The following is an 18,168-nucleotide window of genomic DNA, read 5'->3' on the forward strand; positions in this document are numbered from 1 at the left end:
TCTGGAGAAGTCACTGAACCACCTGACAACACGACCGACCGCGCCCGCTACAGCAACGCGGCCCGCGGACCGTCGGGCTGCTCCAGCCGCCGCTCCAGCACCGAGCGGGCGAGCGCCGAAGCCTCGTCCTCACCCAGCCGGCGGAAGCCGTCCTCGGTGATCACAGTGATGATCGGGTAGATCCGGCGCGCGACATCGGGACCACCGGTCGCCGAGTCGTCGTCCGCCGCGTCGTAGAGCGCCTGCACCACGAGCGTCGTGGCCTGCTCCTCGGTCAGGTCCTCACGGAAGAGCTTCTTCATCGCACCACGGGCGAAGATCGACCCCGACCCCGTGGTCGCGTAGCTCTGCTCCTCCGACCGCCCGCCCGTCACGTCGTACGAGAAGATCCGCCCACGGCCGCGATCCACGTCGTACCCGGCGAAGAGCGGCACCACGGCCAGGCCCTGCATCGCCATGCCCAGGTTGGACCGGATCATCGTCGACAGGCGGTTCGCCTTGCCCTCCAGGGACAGCTGCGCGCCCTCGACCTTCTCGAAGTGCTCCAGCTCCAGCTGGAACAGCTTCACCATCTCCACGGCCAGACCCGCCGTACCGGCGATGCCCACCGCCGAGTACTCGTCGGCCGGGAAGACCTTCTCGATGTCCCGCTGGGCGATCATGTTGCCCATCGTGGCCCGCCGGTCACCGGCGAGGACCACGCCGCCGGGGAACGTCACCGCCACGATCGTCGTGCCGTGCGGCGCCTCGACGACACCCTGCACCGGGGGCAGCTGCCGGTTGCCCGGGAGCATCTCCGGCTGGTGCTCGCCGAGGAAGTCCATGAAGGAGGAGGACCCAGGCGTCAGGAAGGCAGCTGGTAGACGCCCGGTGCTACGAGTGTTGGCTTCCACGCGTTTCCTTCCACGTAAGCTGCAGCCCGCCTTATGGCATCGGGCCGATCCTTGAACTGCCCCAGGGCTGCGTTACAGCTGAAGCACAGTACGCCACGGACCCTACCCGTCTCGTGGCAGTGATCCACATGTGCGGCGGGAGCGGCAAGACATATGCAGCAGACGCCGCCTTGACTTGCGATCAGGGCATCGCGTTCTGCTTCGGTGATGCCGTACTGACGCTTCAGATGGCCTGCTCGCCCCTGCGCCGCTTTGCAGGACTTGCAGAGCGTCGCCAGACCGTCTGAAGCTGTGCGGTTCCGGGTCCACTCGCTGTGGGGTTTGATGTCCCCGCACGTCCGGCAGAGCTTATGCCCCTCGGGCACCTCCACTCGCGGGCGGACGTTGCGCCCTTTGGTCACCTGGCGTTCTTGGTGACAGGCCGCAGCACATTCCCGGCAGTAGGCCTGCAGCCCGTCACGCATCGCCTTGTTCCGTGCGAACGCTGCCCGCGGCTTATGGTCCTTGCACCGCGAGCAACGCCTACCAGATTCTTCGATCGACAAGTGAACCCCCGTTGTAGCCTTCATTCCGAAGGCTACTCGCCGCCCTTCTGAACGAACGAGCGTACGAAATCCTCTGCGTTCTCCTCGAGCACATCGTCGATCTCGTCCAGGACGGAGTCCACGTCGTCGTTCAGCTTCTCCTGGCGTTCCTTGAGGTCCTCGGAGGCCTGCGCGTCCTGCGCCTGCTCCTCGACCTCCTCGTTGGACCGGGTGGCCTTCTGCTGTCCGCCGCCGGTGTCCTTGGTCGCCATAACCCTCACCCCGCTCGGTTCGCCCGACACAGTTGCTCGGTCAAGATCAGACCCTACAAGCCGGGTCCGACATCGGCCCCGCGTTTCTCCAACGAACGGGGGCCATCTCGATGGTTCCCGGCCGGGGTGGGTTTCCACCCCGTCCGGCGGTCTCGTTCGTGTACCCGTTCCGTCCGCTCACCCGCCGGTGAGGACCCTGACCAGGTCCTCCGCGGTACGGCAGCGGTCCAGGAGCTCCTTGACGTGATTACGCGTTCCGCGAAGCGGTTCCAGGGTTGGCACCCGCTGGAGGGAGTCGCGTCCCGGCAGATCGAAGATCACGGAGTCCCAGGAGGCCGCCGCGACGTCGTCCGCGTACTGCTCCAGGCAGCGTCCGCGGAAGTAGGCGCGGGTGTCCTCCGGCGGCTTCGTGCGGGCCCGCTCGATCTCGTTCTCGTCCAGGAGCCGCTTGATGCGGCCGCGGTCGACCAGGCGGTTGTAGAGGCCCTTGTCGGGCCGTACGTCGGCGTACTGGAGGTCGACGAGGTGGAGCCGGGCGGCGTCCCAGTCGAGGTCGTCGCGGCGCCGGTAGCCCTCCATGAGTTCCCGCTTGGCGACCCAGTCCAGTTCGCCGGCCAGGCTCATCGGGTCGTTCTCGAGCCGGTTGAGGGTGTCCTCCCAGCGGCCGAGGACGTCCTTGGTCTGGTCGTCGGCGTCCGCGCCGTAGCGTTCCTCCACGTACTTGCGGGCCAGCTCGTAGTACTCCATCTGGAGCTGGACCGCGGTGAGTGTGCGGCCGCTGCGGAGGGTGACCAGGCGCTTCAGGGACGGGTCGTGCGAGACCTGGTGCAGGGTGCGGACGGGCTGGTCCACGGCCAGGTCGACGGCGATGAAGCCGTCCTCGATCATGGACAGGACCAGGGCGGTCGTGCCCAGTTTCAGGTAGGTCGAGATCTCGGAGAGGTTCGCGTCGCCGATGATCACGTGGAGGCGCCGGTACTTCTCGGCGTCCGCGTGCGGTTCGTCGCGGGTGTTGATGATGGGCCGCTTGAGCGTCGTCTCCAGGCCGACCTCGACCTCGAAGTAGTCGGCGCGCTGGCTGATCTGGAAACCGTGTTCGTGGCCGTCCTGGCCGATGCCGACGCGGCCGGCGCCGGTGAAGACCTGGCGGGAGACGAAGAAGGGCGTCAGGTGGCGCACGATGTCGGAGAAGGCGGTCTCCCGCTTCATCAGGTAGTTCTCGTGCGTGCCGTAGGAGGCGCCCTTGTTGTCGGTGTTGTTCTTGTAGAGGTGGATGGGCTGGGCGCCGGGCAGCTGGGCGGCCCGCTCGGCGGCCTCGGCCATGATCCGTTCGCCGGCCTTGTCCCACAGGACCGCGTCGCGGGGGTTGGTGACCTCCGGGGCGCTGTACTCGGGGTGGGCGTGGTCGACGTAGAGCCGTGCTCCGTTGGTGAGGATCACGTTGGCGAGGCCGATGTCCTCGTCGGTGAGCTGGCTGGAGTCGGCGGCCTCCCGGGCGAGGTCGAAGCCTCGCGCGTCCCGCAGCGGGTTCTCCTCCTCGAAGTCCCAGCGGGCCCGGCGGGCCCGGTGCATCGCCGCCGCGTAGGCGTTGACGATCTGGGACGAGGTGAGCATGGCATTGGCGTTGGGGTGGCCGGGGACGGAGATTCCGTACTCCGTCTCGATGCCCATTACTCGCCGTACGGTCATGCGGCCCTCCTTGCCCGGCGGTGCCCGTGGTGGGCGCCGCTCAAGTACCGCTGGCGCTCCGATGCGTGTGCGGTGCCCGTCCCCGCACTGCGCGACTCGGCGGTATGGAAGAGCCTAGAACGCCTTTGCGCTGGTGGGGAGATCATTTGCGGCATTGCCTTGCTCCAGTCGGGGCTCTGGAAAACAGTCGGCTGCGGGTACCCGCTGTGGGGACCCGCAGCCGCCCCGCCTTTTACAGGTACTGACCGGTGTTTGCCACCGTGTCGATGGAGCGTCCGGTGTCGGCGCCCTGCTTTCCGGTGACGAGCGTACGGATGTACACGATCCGTTCGCCCTTCTTTCCGGAGATGCGGGCCCAGTCGTCCGGGTTGGTGGTGTTGGGCAGGTCCTCGTTCTCCTTGAACTCGTCCACGCAGGCCTGGAGGAGGTGGGAGACGCGGAGACCCTTCTGGTTCTTTTCCAGGAAGTCCTTGATCGCCATTTTCTTGGCGCGGCCCACGATGTTCTCGATCATGGCGCCGGAGTTGAAGTCCTTGAAGTAGAGGACTTCCTTGTCGCCGTTGGCGTAGGTGACCTCGAGGAAGCGGTTCTCCTCGGATTCGGCGTACATCTGTTCCACCGCCGTCTGGATCATGCTCTGGACGGTGGCCGCCTTGTCCTTCTCGTGTTCGGCGAGGTCGTCGACGTGGAGCGGGAGGCGTTCGGTGAGGTACTTGCCGAAGATGTCCTTGGCCGCTTCGGCGTCCGGACGCTCGATCTTGATCTTCACGTCGAGCCGGCCGGGCCGCAGGATGGCGGGGTCGATCATGTCCTCGCGGTTGGAGGCGCCGATGACGACCACGTTCTGCAAGCCTTCCACGCCGTCGATCTCGGCGAGCAGCTGCGGGACGATGGTGTTCTCCACGTCCGAGCTGACGCCGGAGCCGCGGGTGCGGAAAAGGGATTCCATCTCGTCGAAGAAGACGATGACTGGGGTGCCCTCGCTGGCCTTCTCACGGGCTCGCTGGAAGACGAGGCGGATCTGCCGCTCGGTTTCGCCGACGTACTTGTTGAGGAGCTCGGGGCCCTTGATGTTGAGGAAGAAACTCTTGCCGGCGGCCTGGCCGGTCACTTCGGCGACCTTCTTGGCCAGTGAGTTGGCGACCGCCTTGGCGATGAGTGTCTTGCCGCATCCGGGGGGCCCGTAGAGCAGGACGCCCTTGGGGGGACGGAGCTCGTGCTCCTTGAAGAGGTCGGGGTAGAGATAGGGGAGCTCGACCGCGTCGCGGATCATCTCGATCTGTCCGCCGAGGCCGCCGATCTGCTCGTAGCCGATGTCGGGGACCTCTTCGAGGACGAGTTCTTCGACCTCGCTCTTGGGGACGACCTCGTAGACGTAGCCGGAGCGGGGTTCGAGCAGGAGGGCGTCGCCGGGGCGGATGGTGACGCCCCGCAGCGGCTCGGCGAGCCGCACCACGCGCTCCTCGTCGGTGTGTCCGAGCACGAGGGCCCGCTCGCCGTCCTCGAGGATCTCCTTGAGGGTGACGATGTCACCGACGCTCTCGTACTCCATGGCCTCGACCACGTTGAGTGCTTCGTTGAGCATCACTTCCTGGCCGCGCCGTAGCTCGTCGAGCTCGACGCTCGGGCTGACGTTCACCCGGAGTTTGCGGCCGCCGGTGAAGATGTCGGCGGTGTCGTCGTCGTTGGCTTGCAGGAAGACGCCGAAGCCTGCCGGTGGCTGGGCCAGCCGGTCGACCTCCTCCTTGAGGGCCACGATCTGGTCGCGGGCCTCACGGAGGGTGCTGGCGAGTCGCTCGTTCTGGGCGGACACGCCGGCCAGGTTGGTCTGCAGTTCGACGATCCGCTCTTCGAGAATTCTCGTGTGTCGCGGAGATTCGGCGAGCTTGCGTCGCAGGACGGCGATCTCCTGCTCAAGGTAGGCCACCTGCCCGGCCGGGTCCTCGGACCCGCGTCCCGGGCGGATGCCGCGGTTCATGTCGTCGTCGTGGGCTGCCACGGTCCTCACCTCCTCCAAGGGGAGCTGGACGCTTCCAGACCCTACCTGGGTGGGTGTCGATTGAAACCCCTAGATCACAAAGACTGTAGGGGTGTGTCCGATCTTCACCCTTGCGCTCTCCCTCACGCCAGGGGAATACCCACGGAACGTGGATGGAACCCAGGCGGAGGTAGGCTCGAAGCGTTCAACACCCGTCAGAGCTGGCCGGATTCCCGGTCGACTCGGGCGCAGGAAACGGCAGGAGAGATGAGCGTGCAGCAGGAGGCCGGAGTCGACGGCGAGGCCTTGGAGGTCTGGATCGACCAGGACCTGTGTACCGGTGACGGCATCTGCGCGCAGTACGCGCCCGAGGTGTTCGAGCTGGACATCGATGGTCTGGCCTATGTGAAGGGTGTCGGCGACGAGCTGCTGCAGACTCCGGGGGCGGCAACGCCCGTGCCGTTGCCGCTCCTCACGGACGTGGTCGACTCCGCGAAGGAGTGTCCGGGTGAGTGCATCCATGTGCGTCGCGTTTCGGACAGGGCCGAGGTCTACGGCCCGGACGCAGAGTGACCAAAATGTAACTCAATCCGTACGCTGAGTGACCGTTGCGTGTCGGGTCACCTCATCTGCCCCGGGACTGCCGGGGCCGTCGGTCATACGGTGCGCGCCTGGGACGGCGTGTCGCGGACGAACGCGCCGTTCTTCCACTGCCACTTCACGTCGTCGGTGACGTCGGGGCAGCAACTGGGCACGTCGGCCGACGAGTAGCCGAGCAGCGTGGCGTGGACCTCGCCGCCGCGTACGGCGAGGTCGGAGGCCGTGCGGCGGTCCGCCGGGTCCACGAGGGTGGCCACGACGCGGGGCTTGGTGTCGGTGCCGCGGGTGAGGACGTAGACGCCGTCGGGCGGGGTGCCCATGGGGGCGTCGCAGTGCACCACCGCCACCGTCTCGGGACGGCCGTCGCCGTCGAGGTCGCCGGTCGCCTTCTTCTGCACCACGGCCTTGACCGGGCCGCATTCCAGGGGGAAGGCCACGGCGGCCGGGTCGGGCGGCGCGACGTGGGCGGGGGCGTTCCTCGGTTCGGTGCCGGGGGTCTGCGCCGCGGTCGCGGCGTCGGGCTGCAGGACCGAGGAGAGGGCGACGACCGCGGCGAGGGCCGTGGCGGTGGCGACCCAGTGGATCGGGCGGGTGTGCGTGTGGGACAGGTCCGGAACGGCGGGGTGCTGCACGAGGAGTGTCTCCTGTGAGGGCTGTGCCGGCGGGGGGTGGCCAGCATCGTGCCACACGTCACAGTGCGGGGGAACGGCGGGGTGGGTACCGGGGTGTTTTCCGTGGCCCCGTGCCTTGGGCTGCTGCCGCCGTGTGGGTCAATACGGCGTCGGTGCGTTGTACGGGGCGCGGGCCGTGTCAGCGGCCGGAGCCTCCGCCGGCGTTGGGGCCGTCGTAGTCCTCGCCGTAGGCGCCCTTGGCGGGCCGGCGGCGGCGCATGGGCGGCTCGACGCCGTCGGCGAGGCGGCGGGCGGTGAGCAGGAAGCCGGTGTGGCCGATCATGCGGTGGTCGGGGCGGACGGCGAGGCCTTCCACGTGCCAGTTGCGGATCATGGTCTCCCAGGAGGTCGGCTCGTTGAAGCAGCCGATCTCGCGGATGGACTCGACGGTCCGGGCGAGCTGGGTGGTGGTGGCCACGTAGCAGCACAGGATGCCGCCGGGCACGAGCGCCTTCTTGACGACGTCCAGGCACTCCCAGGGGGCGAGCATGTCGAGGATGACGCGGTCGACGTCGGTGTCGGACAGGTTGTCCTGGAGGTCGCCGACGGTGAGCTGCCAGGCGGGGTGCGGGCCGCCGAAGTAGCGTTCGACGTTCTGCTTCGCGATGTCGGCGAAGTCCTCGCGGCGCTCGTAGGAGTGCAGCATGCCCTGGTCGCCGATGGCGCGCAGCAGGAAGCTGCTGAGGGAGCCGGAGCCGACGCCGGCCTCCACGACGCGTGCGCCGGGGAAGATGTCGGCGAAGGCGAGGATCTGCCCCGCGTCCTTCGGGTAGACGACGGCTGCCCCGCGGGGCATGGACAGGACGTAGTCGGGGAGCAGGGGGCGCAGCGCGAGGTAGGCGACGTTCCCGGTGGTGCGGACAACGCTGCCCTCGGGAGCACCGATCAGTTCGTCGTGGGGGAAGGAACCCTTGTGGGTGTGGAAGTTCTTCCCTGCCTCGAGCGTGAACGTGTAGTGGCGGCCCTTGGGGTCGGTCAGCTGAACCTGGTCCCCGACCTTGAAGGGCCCGCGCCTGCGGGCGGCACCGGTCGGTTCGGACATGTGACCAGCCTACCGGTCCCCGGCGGGGCCGCCGACCACTGCTTGGGGAGAGCGGTTCTCAGGACGGGCGGGCCATCGCCTTGACGAAGGCGCGCTCGACGTCGGCGGCGGAGAGGACACCGTAGATCTCGCCGGTCTCCTCGACCACCAGGTACTCGGTCGCCGGGTTGGCGCGCAGGGCGTCCAGGAGCTCTTCGCCGGACAGCTCGGCCGAGACGCGCATGCCGTCGGTGAGGTCCTGGGCGAGGGTGCTCACCGGGACCCAGGGCCGGCGGTGCTCGGGTACGCCGACGATGGCGGCCTCGCGGACCAATGAGACGGGGGCGCCGTCGGTGTCGACGACGACCAGGGCGCGGGCTCCGGAGGCGTTGGCGCGGCGCAGCGCCTCGGAGAGCGGGGTGTCGCCGGGGACGGGGACGGCGCGCCGGGTGAGGGCGCGGGCGCGCAGTTCGGGCAGGTGCTCGCGCAGGCGGGCCATGCGGAGGCTGTTTCCGGCGCCGGTCCAGATGATCGCGGCGAGGATCGCAGCGAGTAGGGCGTCCATGACGGTGTCCATGCCGATGTCGTCGGCGGCGTCGGAGCCGAGGGACTGGGTGAGCAGGGGCAGGCCGATCAGGACGGCGATGGCGAGCGCCCGGCCGACCCAGGCGGCGGCGATGGTGCCGTTCATGGGCTTGCCGGTGATCTTCCAGACGACCGCGCGGAGCATCCGGCCGCCGTCGAGCGGGAGGCCGGGCAGCAGGTTGAAGGCGGCCACGAGGAGGTTGGAGATCATCAGGCCGGCCAGGAGGACGCCGGGGACCGAGTCGGGCTCGACGGGCAGGAGGGCGGCGTAGAAGACGCCGGCGAGGACGAGGGAGAGCAGGGGGCCGACGAAGGCCAGCACGAACTCGCGGCCGGGGGTCTCGGCCTCCTTCTCGATCTCGGAGACGCCGCCGAAGAACTGGAGCTGGATGCGGCGCACCGGGAGCTTGAAGCGGAGGGCGGCGACGGTGTGGGCGAGCTCGTGGACGAGGACGGAGGCGTAGAACGCGACGGCGAAGAAGAGGGAGACCAGGTAGCGGGCGGCGCCGAGTTCGGGCAGTACGCGGTCGAGCTGTCCGCCGAAGACCCAGGTGATCAGGGCGGCGACCAGGAACCAGCTGGGCGCGACGTACACGGGTACGCCGAAGGGTCGGCCCATGAGCAGGCCGCCGCCGGGTTCGGGCTTGCGCTGCGGGGGCTTGGCCGGGCCGGTGCCGCCGTCGGGACGGGGTGGCTGGGCGGGTGGCTGGGCGGTGGTGTGGCCGTGGCCGGGGTGGGAATGGGCGCGGGGATGGCCGGGATGGGTGTCGCGGTCACCGTGACCGTGGTGCGCGGGCGCAGGCTCGTGGGCGGGGCGGTCGTCGGCGGGAGGCTGCGGGGTCCGGGGGCCCGGGGCCGGGCTCGGGTCGGGGGCAGGGGCCGGGTTCGGTTCCGGCGTCTGTTCCGGGGTGATGCCGTCAGAGGTCTCTCGCCCGGGCTCGCCGTGGGCTGCGGGGGCGGAACCTTCGGAGGTCTCCCCCTGGGCCCCCGGGCTCGGCGCCTTCCGGAGCGGCGTTTCGTGAGGAGGCGTTCCGCGAGCAGGCGTATCGGGAGTTGTGGCTCCGCGAGCCGGCGTTCCGGTGCCCGCGGGCTCCGGAGCCGGACCGGTGGCACCGCGTGACGACTCCGGGCTCGGCGCCTTCGCAGAGGACAGCTCGGGCCCTGACGTCTCGGTGTCGGCGCCCTGGTCGTGCCTCTCGGAGGCAGGCGTCTCGGGGCCCGGGGTGCTGGAGCCCGGTGTGTTCGCAGTCGGCGTAGCGGGGGTGTCGTCCGTGCCCGCCGTCGGTGAGCGGTCGGCGGGCGTTCGGGCGGGGTCGCCGTGGGCCTCCCCAGCCGTCCGGGGTCCGTCCGCGGGCCGGTCCCCGGGCGGGCCGGAATCCGCGGACTCCGGCCGGGCGGAGCCGGTGGCCGGGGCAGTGGGACCTGCCTGGGGCTCGGCCGACTCGTCGTTGCCGGGGCGCGGCTGCCCGCTCCCGCCGCTCACGTCCACGGTGTCCCCTCGTTCGAAGCGTCTCCCGCGCCTGCCGGGCGGGAGGGTACTCGTGTCGATGGTATGCGTCCGCCGCGGCCCGTTCCGCCCCGGCACCCCTCTGGTTCCCTTCCGTCACACGGGTCACGACCGCGGGGTGGGTCACTGTCGGTGGCGGGCCGTAAGGTCTGTGGGCATGGAGACGAGCATCGAGGATGTCGCCGAGGACACCGGCGCGCCCGCCCGACCGGCGGTGACGGCGGCAGTGGCGGCACACGTGGACGCGGTGACGGACACGGCGGCGCCGGCCACTGCCCCTGCGCGCGTGCCCACGGCGCCCGCCTCGCTCTCCCCTTCCCGGGCCGGCGACTTCATGCAGTGCCCGCTGCTGTACCGGTTCCGGGTCATCGACCGGCTCCCGGAGAAGCCGAGCGAGGCGGCGACGCGGGGCACGCTGGTGCACGCCGTACTGGAGCGGCTCTTCGACGCCCCGGCTCTCGAGCGGACCGCGCCGCGGGCGAAGTCGCTGGTCCCGGGCCAGTGGGACCGGCTGCGGGAGAGCAGGCCGGAGCTCGGTGAGCTGTTCGCGGACGACCCGGAGGGCGAGCGGCTGGCGCAGTGGCTGAGCGAGGCGGAGCGGCTCGTCGAGCGCTGGTTCACCCTTGAGGACCCGAGCCGGCTGGAGCCCGCGGAGCGGGAGCTGTTCGTCGAGACCGAGCTGGACTCCGGGCTGCGGCTGCGCGGCATCATCGACCGGGTCGACGTCGCCCCCACCGGCGAGGTGCGCATCGTCGACTACAAGACGGGCAAGGCGCCCCGCCCCCAGTACGCCGAGGGCGCCCTGTTCCAGATGAAGTTCTACGCGCTGGTCGTCTGGCGGTTGAAGAAGGTCGTCCCGCGGCGGTTGCAGCTCGTCTACCTCGGCAGCGGTGACGTGCTCACCTACGACCCGGTCCCGGCCGACCTGGAGCGGGTCGAGCGCAAGCTGCTGGCGCTGTGGGAGGCCATCCGGCTGGCGACCGAGACCGGCGACTGGCGTCCGCGTCCGACCAAGCTGTGCGGCTGGTGCGACCACCAGGCCCACTGCCCGGAGTTCGGCGGCACTCCCCCGCCCTACCCGCTGCCGGTGAGGGCGGCCGAGTCCGGCGGCACCGAGCAGGGCAGAATGGGGCCGGACTAGCGAAGGAGACTTACGTGGCCATCCGCGTCCTACTGGTCGACGACCAGCCGCTGCTGCGCACGGGCTTCCGCATGATTCTGGAGGCGGAGCAGGACCTCGCGGTCGTCGGCGAGGCCGGAGACGGCCTCCAGGCACTCGACCAGGTGCGGGCGCTGCAGCCCGATGTCGTGCTGATGGACATCCGCATGCCGCGGATGGACGGTGTGGAGGCGACCCGGCAGATCACCGGCCCCGAGCGGGACGGTCCGGCGAAGGTGCTGGTGCTGACCACCTTCGACCTCGACGAGTATGTGGTGGAGGCGTTGAAGGCGGGCGCCAGCGGGTTCCTGTTGAAGGACGCCCCGGCGGGCGAACTGGTGCAGGCGATCCGTGTGGTGGCGAACGGCGAGGCGATGCTCGCGCCGAGCATCACCAGGCGGCTGCTCGACAAGTACGCCACGCATCTGCCCTCCGGGGAGGAGCCGGTTCCGAACACCCTGCACACGCTGACCGAGCGTGAGGTGGAGGTGCTGAAGCTGGTGGCCCGCGGCCTGTCCAACGCGGAGATCGCCGCCGACCTCTTCGTCAGCGAGACCACCGTCAAGACGCACGTGGGTCATGTGCTGACCAAGCTGGGCCTGCGCGACCGGGTGCAGGCCGCCGTGTACGCCTACGAGAGCGGCCTGGTGCGCCCCGGCGCGCAGTAGCCCGCCGCGCGCTCGCGGCGCGGGGTCACGGGCCCGCGCTCACGACGAGAACCACGAGAACCGCGGGATCCACGAAGGGCGCCCCTCCTCGCCGGAGGGGCGCCCTTCGTGTTCGGTCCGGCGGGGTCAGCCGCTCACACCCCGGCCCAGCTCCCACACCTGCAGCGTGGAGGAGGAGTTGAGGAGGTAGGCCGTGCCCGTGATGTCGTCCCGGGCGGCAACGTACTGCTTGCCCTGCCACAGGGGGATCACAGGGGCGTCGATCGCGGTGATCTCCTGGATCTCGTTGAGGCTGTCCGCGGCGGAGAGCCGGTCGGCCTCACGACGGGTCTCCGGGATCAGCGTGTTGCGGATCTCCGGGTTCGTGTACGGCGAGTTGAGGATGTTGTCCTTGTCGAGGAACGGCGCGATGAAGTTGTCGGCGTCCGGGAAGTCGGGGAACCAACCCATGCCGAAGACGTCGTACTCGCCCTTCAGCTCGGCCGGGCGGAACTTGTCCCAGGCCGTGCCCTTGATGTCGACGTCGAAGAGACCGCTGTCGTTGAACTGCTTCTGCAGGACCTCGAACTCCTGCTTGGTCGCGGCTCCGTAGTGGTCCGTCGTGTAGTGCATCGTCAGCTTCACCGGCGTCTCGATGCCCGCGTCCTCGAGTATCGCCTTCGCCTTGGGCACGCTGGGGTCGCCGTACTTGTTGAAGAACGAGTTGGAGTGGCCGGTGATGGTGGCCGGGACCATCGAGTACAGCGGTTCGGCCTGCGAGCCGTAGACCTGCGAGACGAGGGCGCTGCGGTCGACGAGCTGGGCCATCGCCTGGCGGACGGCCTTGTCCTTGACCGTCGGCGCGTCGGTGTTGAAGCCCAGGTAGCGGATCTCCAGACCGGCGACCTCGATCAGGTCGACCTTGCTGTCCGTGGAGGCGGAGAGCTTCCGGATCTGGTCCGGCGTCATCGTGCGGGCCATCACGTCGATGTCGCCCTTGTCGATCGCGGTGCTCATGGTCTCGGCGTCCTCGAAGGAGGCGATCTCGACCTTCTCGTTGTTCACCTCGAGGCTCCCCTTGTAATTGGGGTTCTTGGTGAACACGGCCTTCGTCATCACGTCGCCGTCGACCTCGGCCTTCATCGTGTACGGCCCGGAGCCGTCCAGTTCGAAGCCCTCGCGCAGCTTGTCCTTCTCGTAGACGTCCTTGTTGACGATGCCGGCGACCGGGGTCGACAGCTTGTACGGGAAGGTGGCGTCCGCGGTGTTGAGGTGGAAGATGACCTCGCGGTCGCCCTGTGTCTCGACGGTGTCGACGGTCGACAGCAGGCCGTACACCTGGCTGTCGGCCTTGATGGACAGGGCGCGCTCGATGGAGTACTTCACGTCCTGAGCGGTGATGGCGTCGCCGTTGGCGAACTTCAGGCCGTCACGCAGGGTGCAGGCGTAGCGCTCGTTGCCGGTGTCGGTGAATCCGCACTTCTCGGCGGCCTCGGGCACGGGTTCGCCGTCGCCCCGGGGCTGGATCATCAGGGTCTGCGTGGTCTGACGCAGGATGTTCCAGGTGCCGACATCGTAGGCGAACGCCGGGTCGAGGGGCGCGGGCGCGTCCTTCGAGGCGGTGAACCGGTCCGTGGTGCCGACGACGATCGCGTCCCCGCCGCCGCTGCCGCTGTCGGACCCGCCACAGGCGGCGAGTACCGGCGCGAGCAGGCCGACGGCGGCCGGCAGCACCAAAGTCTTGCGGTTCATGCTCGAGTTTCTCCAGAGCTGTCGGTCCGTGTATCCGGCATGCAGGGGTGTCGCGGCGGATCACGGGGGTAGTGGCCGATGTTCTCGCGACGAGGTTAGTCCGCGCCCGCAGGGGGGTTCGCAGCCACCGGAGTTGAGGGCTCATCACGGAGCGAAACCGGGTGTGGACGCACCGAAAACCCGACAGTGGAAGGATTAGTGCAGGGTTTCATCAATCGGGACACAAGGGCGCCTCGACAACGTTCGCCAAGCGTCGGACAGCACAGTCAACCCCTTCTGTCGACCCTTGACAGCGTGGCGAACGTCACAGAAGCGGGTTGACTGACGGGGCCGTGATTCGGCCATTCGGAGCGATGGCATTTCCCCGTGAACGCCTAGCGCATTTGCGTCATCAGACCGCGCAGAAATGTCAGGTCGACCTCTTCCAACGAGCCGACCACCGTGCGCCGGGCGCCCGGGGTAATGGGGGCCACCGAGGGCACGGCCACGACGTGGCAGCCCGCGGCCTCCGCGGCGGCGACGCCCGTCGTGGTGTCCTCGACGACGGCGCACCGCGCCGGGTCCACGCCGAGGCCGACCGCGGCGGCCAGGTAGGGGTCCGGGTGGGGCTTGGTCCGCGGTACCTCGTCGCCGGCCACGGTCAGGCCGAAGTGCTGGGGGCCCAGCGAGGCCAGCACACGGTCGATGATGCGCCGGTGGGAGGCGGAGACCAGGGCCGTGGGAATCTCGTGCGCGGACAGCTCCCCGAGCAGCCGGGCGGCTCCCGGCATGAGCGGCAGGGTGCGGCCGATGCGTTCCTCGAAGCCGTCGTTGAGCAGCACGCTGAGTTCGGCGAGTGTGATGTCGGCCCCGGTGGCCTCGATCAGGAATCCGGCGCTGCGGCTCATGGGGCCGCCGACGACCACGTGGCGCCAGGAGTCGTCGAGGGTGTGGCCGAGGGCGGCGAAGACCTCGACCTCGACGTCCCACCAGAAGCCCTCGGTGTCCACCAGGGTGCCGTCCATGTCGAGGAGCACGGCCTGCAGGGCGGAGCCTTCGGCCGTACGGGTTCCGAGCGCGGGGACCGTACTGGTCATCCACGTACCTCCTTGAAGGGACGATCAGGCCGGTTCCCACAAGGGGAACCGGCCTGCAGTGGACCGACCAGTATACGTCGTGCGGGACGGGAACGCCTGGTGTGGCCCGTGGAGCTGAACTGAGACTGCGCCGGGCTCCCAGGGCCTGTCGCCGGATCAGGCCGCGGACGCTAGCGGGCGTTGAAGTACTTGGCCTCCGGGTGGTGGATCACGATGGCGTCGGTGGACTGCTCGGGGTGGAGCTGGAACTCCTCGGACAGGTGGACGCCGATGCGCTCCGGCTGGAGCAGGTCGGCGATCTTGGCGCGGTCCTCCAGGTCCGGGCAGGCACCGTAGCCGAGGGAGAAGCGGGCGCCCCGGTACTTCAGGGCGAACATGTCCTCCATCTGGGCCGGGTCCTCACCCCCGAAGCCGAGTTCGGCGCGGACGCGGGCGTGCCAGTACTCGGCGAGGGCTTCGGCGAGCTGGACGGACAGGCCGTGCAGTTCGAGGTAGTCGCGGTAGGCGTTGGCCTCGAACATGCGGGCGGTCTCCTCGCCGATGCGGGAGCCGACGGTGACGACCTGGAAGCCGACGACGTCCCTCTCGCCGGACTCCTCCGGGCGGAAGAAGTCGGCCAGGCACAGGCGCCGGCCTCGGCGCTGGCGCGGGAAGGTGAACCGGGTGCGCTCGTTGCCGTCGTCGTCGAGGACGATGAGGTCGTCGTCCTTGGAGACGCAGGGGAAGTAGCCGTGGACCACGGCCGCCTCCAGGAGGTTCTCCGTCTGGAGGCGGTCCAGGAGTCCGCGCAGCCGCGGCCGTCCCTCGGTCTCGACCAGTTCCTCGTAGGTGGGGCCCTCGCCGGTGCGGGCCTGCTTGAGGCCCCACTGGCCCTTGAAGAGGGCGCCTTCGTCGAGCCAGGAGGCGTACTCCTTGAGCTGGATGCCCTTGATCACGCGCGTGCCCCAGAAGGGCGGGGCGGGGACGGGGTTGTCGGTGGCGACGTCCGAGCGGACGTGTCCTTCCTCGGGCCGCTCCTCGATCTCGACGGTGGCCGCCTTGACCCGGCGCTGCTTCAGCTCGGGCAGCTTGGCGCCGGGCACGCCGCGCTTGATGCCGATCAGGGCGTCCATCAGGCGCAGGCCCTCGAAGGCGTCGCGGGCGTAGCGGACCTCGCCGTCGTAGACCTCGTGGAGGTCCTGTTCGACGTAGGCGCGGGTGAGGGCGGCGCCGCCGAGGATGACCGGGTAGTCGGCGGCCAGGCCGCGCTGGTTGAGCTCCTCCAGGTTCTCCTTCATGATCACCGTGGACTTGACCAGGAGCCCGGACATGCCGATGACGTCGGCCTTGTGCTCGCCGGCCGCCTCCAGGATCGCGGAGACCGGCTGCTTGATGCCGAGGTTGACGACGTTGTAGCCGTTGTTGGACAGGATGATGTCGACGAGGTTCTTGCCGATGTCGTGGACGTCGCCGCGGACGGTGGCCAGCACGATCGTGCCCTTGCCGTCGTCGTCGGTCTTCTCCATGTGCGGCTCCAGATGGGCCACCGCGCTCTTCATCACCTCGGCGGACTGGAGCACGAACGGCAGCTGCATCTGCCCCGAGCCGAACAGCTCACCGACGACCTTCATGCCTTCCAGCAGCGTGTCGTTGACGATGTCCAGGGCCGGACGCCCGGTGAGGGCTTCGTCCAGGTCGGCCTCCAGGCCGTTCTTCTCGCCGTCGATGATGCGGCGCTTGAGACGCTCCTCCAGCGGGAGGGCGGCCAGTTCCTCGGCCTTGGACGCCTTCAGCGACTTGGCGGTGGCGCCCTCGAAGAGCTGCATCAGCTTCTGGAGGGGGTCGTAGCCCTCGCGGCGGCGGTCGTAGATCAGGTCCAGGGCCGTGGTCACCTGCTCCTCGTCGAACCGGGCGATCGGCAGGATCTTGCTCGCGTGCACGATCGCCGAGTCCAGGCCGGCCTTCACGCACTCGTCCAGGAACACACTGTTGAGCAGGATGCGGGCGGCCGGGTTCAGGCCGAAGGAGATGTTCGACAGACCCAGCGTGGTCTGCACGTCCGGGTGCCGCTTCTTCAGCTCCCGGATGCCCTCGATCGTGGCCACACCGTCCTTGCGGGACTCCTCCTGCCCGGTGCAGATCGTGAAGGTCAGGCAGTCGACCAGGATGTCCGACTCGTGGATGCCCCAGTTCCCGGTCAGGTCGTCGATCAGCCGCTCGGCGATCTCGACCTTCTTCTCCGCCGTACGGGCCTGGCCCTCCTCGTCGATGGTCAGCGCGATCAGCGCCGCCCCGTGCTCCCGGGCCAGCGTGGTGACACGGGCGAACCGGGACTCCGGACCCGCACCGTCCTCGTAGTTCACCGAGTTGATCACCGCACGGCCGCCGAGCTTCTCCAGGCCGGCCTGGATGACGTCGACCTCGGTGGAGTCCAGCACGATCGGCAGCGTGGACGCGGTGGCGAAACGCCCCGCCAGCTCCTCCATGTCGGCCACGCCGTCCCGGCCCACGTAGTCCACGCACAGGTCCAGCATGTGCGCGCCCTCGCGGATCTGGTCCCGGGCCATCTCCACACAGTCGTCCCAGCGGCCCTCCAGCATCGCCTCACGGAACTTCTTCGACCCGTTCGCGTTCGTCCGCTCACCGATCGCGAGGTAGGACGTGTCCTGCCGGAACGGCACGGTCTGGTACAGCGAGGCGGCGCCGGGCTCGGGACGCGGGTGCCGGTCGGTGGGGGCGGTGCCCCGGACCCGCTCCACGACCTGGCGCAGGTGCTCGGGGGTGGTGCCGCAGCAGCCGCCCACCAGGGACAGCCCGTACTCCCGCACGAACGTCTCCTGCGCGTCCGCCAGCTCCGGCGCGGTCAGCGGGTAGTGCGCGCCGTCCTTGCCGAGGACGGGCAGACCGGCGTTGGGCATGCAGGACAGCGGGATGCGGGAGTGGCGGGCGAGGTAGCGCAGGTGCTCGCTCATCTCGGCCGGGCCGGTCGCGCAGTTCATGCCGATCATGTCGATGCCGAGCGGCTCCAGCGCGGTGAGCGCGGCGCCGATCTCCGAGCCCAGCAGCATGGTGCCGGTGGTCTCGACGGTCACGGACACGATGACGGGCAGGTCGAGACCGAGGGCGTCCAGGGCGCGCCGGGCGCCGAGCACGGAGGCCTTGGTCTGCAGGAGGTCCTGCGTGGTCTCCACCAGCAGCGCGTCGGCGCCGCCCGCGACCAGGCCCTCGGCGTTGCGCTGGTAGGCGTCGCGCAGGACGGTGTACGGGGCGTGGCCGAGGGTGGGCAGCTTGGTGCCTGGGCCGATCGAGCCGAGGACCCAGCGCTGCCGTCCGTCGCGGGCGGCGAACGCGTCGGCGGTCTCGCGGGCCACCCGGGCACCGGCCTCGGACAGCTCGTGGACGCGCTCGGGGATGTCGTACTCGCCGAGGGCGGAGTGGTTCGCGCCGAAGGTGTTGGTGCCCACGCAGTCCACGCCGGCGGCGAAGTACTCCTCGTGCACCGAGCGCACGATGTCCGGGCGGGTGACGTTGAGGACCTCGTTGCAGCCCTCCAGCTGCTGGAAGTCGTCCAGCGTCGGGTTCTGCGCCTGGAGCATGGTGCCCATCGCGCCGTCGGCGACCACCACGCGGGTGGCGAGGGCCTCTCGGAGGGCGGACACGCGGGTCCGGGTGTCGGCGGGCGGGGTGGATGGCGACGAGGCCATGAAAGGGCTCCCTAGGATGCGACGGCTGTCGGCTTTGCGCTGCCCGGTTCCGTCCATGGGGGACGCCCCCGGGAGAGAACGCACGCCGCCAGGGTAGCCGGGACCCGAGGC

At 69.5% G+C, this 18,168-nt stretch carries 14 protein-coding genes; 3 read left to right on the forward strand and 11 right to left on the reverse strand.

The window, feature by feature from the left end; translation table 11 throughout:
• Nucleotides 1-47: 47 nt before the first annotated feature.
• The 5 genes from prcB to arc form a co-directional block, all read right to left on the reverse strand.
• Nucleotides 48-893: a proteasome subunit beta gene (gene prcB, locus M6G08_RS32805; RefSeq protein WP_272590766.1), complete on the reverse strand. Its 846-nt coding sequence runs from the start codon at nt 891-893 to the stop codon at nt 48-50.
• Complete coding sequence (locus M6G08_RS32810; protein ID WP_272590767.1) at nt 845-1,462, reverse strand: endonuclease VII domain-containing protein; 618 nt, start codon at nt 1,460-1,462, stop codon at nt 845-847. The genes prcB and M6G08_RS32810 overlap by 49 nt, the downstream gene beginning before the upstream one ends.
• A gap of 8 nt (nt 1,463-1,470) precedes the next feature.
• Nucleotides 1,471-1,689 (reverse strand): ubiquitin-like protein Pup, encoded by a 219-nt coding sequence (locus M6G08_RS32815; RefSeq protein ID WP_073730944.1) that lies wholly within the window; start codon nt 1,687-1,689, stop codon nt 1,471-1,473.
• A 177-nt stretch (nt 1,690-1,866) separates the two neighbouring features.
• A complete protein-coding gene (gene dop, locus M6G08_RS32820; protein ID WP_338012661.1) occupies nt 1,867-3,378 on the reverse strand; it encodes a depupylase/deamidase Dop in 1,512 nt (503 codons plus the stop codon).
• Nucleotides 3,379-3,610: 232 nt separating this feature from the next.
• A complete protein-coding gene (arc, locus tag M6G08_RS32825) occupies nt 3,611-5,377 on the reverse strand; it encodes a proteasome ATPase (protein WP_272590768.1) in 1,767 nt (588 codons plus the stop codon).
• Nucleotides 5,378-5,623: 246 nt separating this feature from the next.
• Here arc and M6G08_RS32830 point away from each other — a divergent pair, with 246 nt between their 5' ends.
• A complete protein-coding gene (locus M6G08_RS32830) occupies nt 5,624-5,929 on the forward strand; it encodes a ferredoxin (protein WP_272590769.1) in 306 nt (101 codons plus the stop codon).
• An 83-nt stretch (nt 5,930-6,012) separates the two neighbouring features.
• Here the strand turns inward: M6G08_RS32830 and M6G08_RS32835 are convergent, their stop codons facing one another.
• The 3 genes from M6G08_RS32835 to M6G08_RS32845 all read right to left on the reverse strand — a co-directional run bounded on the left by M6G08_RS32835 (nt 6,013) and on the right by M6G08_RS32845 (nt 9,386).
• Nucleotides 6,013-6,588, reverse strand: a complete 576-nt coding sequence (locus tag M6G08_RS32835; RefSeq protein WP_272590770.1) for a hypothetical protein — start codon at nt 6,586-6,588, stop codon at nt 6,013-6,015.
• 178 nt (nt 6,589-6,766) lie between these two features.
• Complete coding sequence (locus tag M6G08_RS32840) at nt 6,767-7,669, reverse strand: tRNA (adenine-N1)-methyltransferase (RefSeq protein ID WP_043374834.1); 903 nt, start codon at nt 7,667-7,669, stop codon at nt 6,767-6,769.
• Nucleotides 7,670-7,727: 58 nt separating this feature from the next.
• Nucleotides 7,728-9,386, reverse strand: a complete 1,659-nt coding sequence (locus M6G08_RS32845) for a site-2 protease family protein (RefSeq protein ID WP_443049027.1) — start codon at nt 9,384-9,386, stop codon at nt 7,728-7,730.
• Between the two features lie 511 nt (nt 9,387-9,897).
• Between M6G08_RS32845 and M6G08_RS32850 the strand changes: the two genes are divergently transcribed.
• Together M6G08_RS32850 and M6G08_RS32855 are read left to right on the forward strand one after the other, a co-directional pair.
• On the forward strand, nt 9,898-10,881 hold the full coding sequence (locus M6G08_RS32850) for a RecB family exonuclease (protein ID WP_272590772.1): 984 nt from the start codon (nt 9,898-9,900) through the stop codon (nt 10,879-10,881).
• A 14-nt stretch (nt 10,882-10,895) separates the two neighbouring features.
• Complete coding sequence (locus M6G08_RS32855; RefSeq protein WP_272590773.1) at nt 10,896-11,567, forward strand: response regulator; 672 nt, start codon at nt 10,896-10,898, stop codon at nt 11,565-11,567.
• 126 nt (nt 11,568-11,693) lie between these two features.
• On the opposite strand, the gene M6G08_RS32860 is transcribed toward M6G08_RS32855, so the two are convergent.
• The 3 genes from M6G08_RS32860 to metH form a co-directional block, all read right to left on the reverse strand.
• Nucleotides 11,694-13,298, reverse strand: a complete 1,605-nt coding sequence (locus M6G08_RS32860) for an ABC transporter substrate-binding protein (protein ID WP_272590774.1) — start codon at nt 13,296-13,298, stop codon at nt 11,694-11,696.
• 374 nt (nt 13,299-13,672) lie between these two features.
• Nucleotides 13,673-14,374: an HAD family hydrolase gene (locus M6G08_RS32865; RefSeq protein WP_272590775.1), complete on the reverse strand. Its 702-nt coding sequence runs from the start codon at nt 14,372-14,374 to the stop codon at nt 13,673-13,675.
• Nucleotides 14,375-14,544: 170 nt separating this feature from the next.
• Nucleotides 14,545-18,057 carry a methionine synthase gene (metH, locus tag M6G08_RS32870; RefSeq protein WP_272590776.1) on the reverse strand — a complete coding sequence of 1,171 codons (3,513 nt, stop codon included), beginning with the start codon at nt 18,055-18,057 and terminating at the stop codon, nt 14,545-14,547.
• Between the last annotated feature and the right edge of the window lie 111 nt (nt 18,058-18,168).

Source organism: Streptomyces sp. M92 (assembly GCF_028473745.1).
Classification (GTDB): Bacteria; Actinomycetota; Actinomycetes; order Streptomycetales; family Streptomycetaceae; genus Streptomyces.